The 4,169-nt window shown below is 45.1% G+C and carries 2 protein-coding genes; both read right to left on the bottom strand.

The features are described 5' to 3' along the window. Positions 1–1,993, bottom strand: a 1,993-nt coding sequence (locus KGY70_17955; protein MBS3777087.1) for an alpha-L-rhamnosidase, incomplete at its 3' end; no start/stop codon positions are given. A 155-nt stretch (positions 1,994–2,148) separates the two neighbouring features. Then, positions 2,149–4,169: glycoside hydrolase family 2 (locus tag KGY70_17960; protein ID MBS3777088.1), on the bottom strand; the 2,021-nt coding region annotated here is incomplete at its 5' end.

A 4,169-nucleotide genomic window follows, 5' to 3' on the forward strand; every position in this document is an offset into this window, starting at 1 on the left:
TGATGGTAGGGTGTTTTATTTCTGCCTGCTCTAAGTCACCCGGCTGGGGTTTGATGCGTATTTTGCGGAAAGAAGGTTCCAATGGTTCAATGCCAAAAATTTTCCGGGGAATAATATAGGCCGGAGTAGCACCCGTGGGCTGATTCCAGGTCATATTTCTTTTATACTTTATATCCCAGGCTTCGGAAACAATTGTAGTGCCAAACCGAATCATATTCATCCAACTGCGGTCAAGTTCATTGGTCAGGAGCCTGAGGGCATAATTTTCGGCTTCCAACTCATACAAGGCATCAAACAGATAGCGAGCCATAATTGGGCTGCATGCCATTCCTTTTGAAATAAGAAATTCCCTCAATTGGGGATAGCTGGACTTAGGTGCGAGTCCAAATGCCACAGGAAACATATTGGCATGCAGAGAGGTATGTTTTATGTCGTCTCCGTCGGTATAAAGCCCCCTATCTTCATTAAAGAGCTTTTCATTGAATGAGGCCTTTACTTTTTTTGCCCTTTCTTCAAACCACCTGGCGTCTTCTTCCTTGTCCAGCACCCCGGCTATTTTGGAAATCAGTACCAGGTTGCGGTAATGAAAAGCATTGACCACAGTGCTGACATCAGAAAATACAAACCTGTCCGTCTCCCCTTCCAGGGTTATACTTCCATGGCCGCTACGATGCTCGCTCTCATTGGCCGGGGTACCCTGAGGCCAGTCTGTTATATCCCTGAAACTGCTACCATCGTAATGTATGGTCTCCAGAAATTCCTCATCTACATAGCCTTCACGGGTATAGGGTGTGCTGAGTAGTCCGTCTTCCCTTGCCAATGGCAGCATGGCTTTGTGTTTTATTTCATCATAATATTCCTCCAGTAATGCTTTATTGGCCGTTTGCATGTAGTCAGCCCAGGCCATCAGTGGAATGTGCAGGTGCCACTCTACCGGCCAGCTTGGATTAAAGATCAAATATTTGGTGGTGTACCGCTGCACGGCATATTCCCGGTCGACACTATAGTGACTGATCTGTTGCATATAAGCATCCGCTTCATAGGGCATACGCTCACGGGCACCGTTATCAACATATAATCCGAAAAAAGGGGTAACCTGAAGTGTATGCTTACAAAGCTCCCATATTTTATTGAGATTTGAGTCGGAAGAATGGAAATATGAAGATTCCCCGTCAAAAGGATAAAGTAATACCAATTGATTGATTTCCTCTTTATCAATTGACCCTTCATAACCCTCTATTTCAACATACCGGTAACTCGTAACTTCAGGCATATGATCGGGTAGCACCTGGCTGTTGGGATAATGGGCAATTTTCCGGGGCAGTTCTAGTTTATATTCTGTTTGTCCTTCATCTAAATCCAACACATGCTTTTCATATACAATACTGCCGCCCGGACTTCGATCAACACCATTACATCCGGTGCTTTTCTCGCCAAGATGCACCACAACAGAATCAGCCCGCTGAGGATCCAGATTCAATTTTAAGGTCCCGAACGCTGCCTTTGCAAAACTGATAAAATGATTGCCTTCAGCATTTTTTGTAACGCTTTCAGGGGTTATCTCATGATAGTTGGCCCGCTGTCTGTCTTCCAGAACATGTCTTTCTTCTCCATTTTCTTCAATGGTAACCCATCGGCTCTGACCGGGCCAGTTTCTATCGACCCTGGAAAAATCACCTGTATTGAATTGTTGGGCCCCGCTGTAAGCACTCGTCTGCCCATCCTGATCCCAGGTACGGACTTTCCACCAATAGCTCGTATATTCCTCCAGTTTTTTGCCCCGGAAAGGAACGGCTACAGACTCTTCTGAACTGACTTTCCCCGAATCCCATACATCACCCTCATTCTCTTCAATGGTTTGTTTATCCGATGCAACCAGTATCTGATAAGCTGTCTGCATTGTGGCATCACTTTCCCCGTTAACAATCCAGGAAAACCGGGGTTCAGGATTGGTTATTACTGCATCTTCCGGTTTTTTCAGAAGATCTGTCATTAAACCTTCGGGGGCAGGATCGGACTGAAAGTTTGTACAGTTGGCCAGCAAAACCAACGATAAAATTAATAAGGAGTTGAAAACAAATTTTCGGTACGATTTTATTGTATGTATCCTCATAATAACTTCAACAGTATAAATGAATATTACTTAATTCACTCCTGTTTTACTATCAAATTTTTAGCAAAAATCACCTTCACCGGACCCAGCAAACCGGATTGCCGCATATACTTCTCCGAATCTTCCGCATCAAACTTTGTGACATTGGTCTGGGTGTACCTTTCATCCTCGGGTACTTTGCTGTCTCCGATTAAGCGGTTCGGCCACAGATTGGTCACTTCTACCTCCAGAGTATTTTCACCTGCCTTAATCTCATCGGTCACATCAACCCTGAACGGGCTTTTCCACTGAACACCCATATCTTTTCCGTTTAACCGAACAGATGCCAGTTCCAGTACATTACCCAGATCTAAAAAGACAGATTGATCCTCCAGATCCTCCCGGGAGACATTGAAGGTTTGTTCATAGGTGGCATCACCGGAATAATATCTAATGCCTTTGGCATCAAACGCTGTCCATGATCTTAATTCATTAAATACCGTATCCTCAGGGCCTCCCCATTCGGTATCAAATGAAACCTCCCACGGACTCTTTATTCTTTTCTCCTGCAAAGGACGATTAAAAGTAAAGGTTTTCACATTTCCGTCAGAAAAGGTAAGTTCATACTCTCCAGGTTCATATACAGCAGCAGTGAGATCACCGCCGTAATATTCCGGTTCAATATAAGGATGTTTCAGCACAGGCAGATCATTTAAAGGAAACAGATCCTTTCCGTTCCTGGTAATTTTGGTTATATGCGTGTCATGATCTTTATCCTTGTCGTCTCTAAAAACAATAAATTTAGATCCCTCCGGTGCAAAATGAAGGGGAATATAGGTACGGCCGTTTTCTTCGCGGTAGGTGCTTACTTTTTTTGTCTCTCCGGTCATGGGATCCCAGATTTCAGGTGCCTTATCTGTCACACGGAACCCAACTTCCACCTGTTCGTATCTGTCGGGAAGGGATGTTTTATAGCGGTATTTAAAATCATTGATCCCCTCGTAAGCAAAACGGTTCAATACAAAATAGATATCCACATCATTGGTATAACGATGGATATAATCCAACTGGGTTTCTTCCCGGCTGCTGTTAAAAGTCAAATCAGGGATTACACCTTTTTCCATTAATACTTCGTTCACATCATCTCCATAGACCACTTTGCCTTTCCCGTATTTGTTCCGGGTAATCTGCCTGCCGTCAATATCACCCCACAAGCGACCGGCTATTTCTTTCACTTCTTTATCCGATTCGGGATATTCTGATAAACCGGTTGCCCGTTCAGGCCGGGGGCCTATCACTGTTGCACCGTTTTTCACCAGTTGTTCAACTTTACGCAAAACTTCCAGGTTAATGGCCTCGCGGTCGGGGAGCTTCAGCACCTGGTAGTTCATGCCGTCGGGAAGCCTCAACCGGCCATCTTCAAATGAAACGCGATTCAACAGAACATGACTGGCACATTTGTCCCAGTCATAACCGAAGTCAAGCTCTTCCACTTCATTCTTCATGAAAACAAAGTTGGGAACCTGATCCCCGTAATAATAAAGCACGTCAGCAGAAAACAACCCCTGGCTGAGAAGATGCTGAGTGCGGTTCAGATAGCTGACAAACTCCCTGCTTTCATCCCACCAGGTAACATGCCTGTTGAAATGGGTGCCGGCAAAATATTCATTACCGGGAATTCCGTATTTATCCGGTGACGATGTATAGGTATGCCATACAACGCGATTGACACCAGCACAAAATATACGGTCCATCAAACCTTTCAGATCTTTGGGAGCACGCTCCCATTGCGGGCCAATGCTGGTAGGACCTTCCGCCTGAACAAAACGCTTCCCGCTGGTATGGGCAACACAGGCACTCTGTTTCACGCTTAGTCGCTCTGAGGCTTTTACCCGGTGGGTATTGGAACGGGCCCAAAATTCACCCATAGGTATATCATTCATTGACATGACCTTAAGTGCATCGATGGGGGCAGAATGCGGACCTCCCGATTCGGGGTGGGTTGCCAGATTTTGCCGGTGGGCATATTGTTTAAAAAGCTCATAATGATTGGCTGCAATGCAATCACCCACGGTTT

The organism is Bacteroidales bacterium, from assembly GCA_018334875.1.
Lineage (GTDB): Bacteria > Bacteroidota > Bacteroidia > Bacteroidales > UBA12077 > JAGXLC01.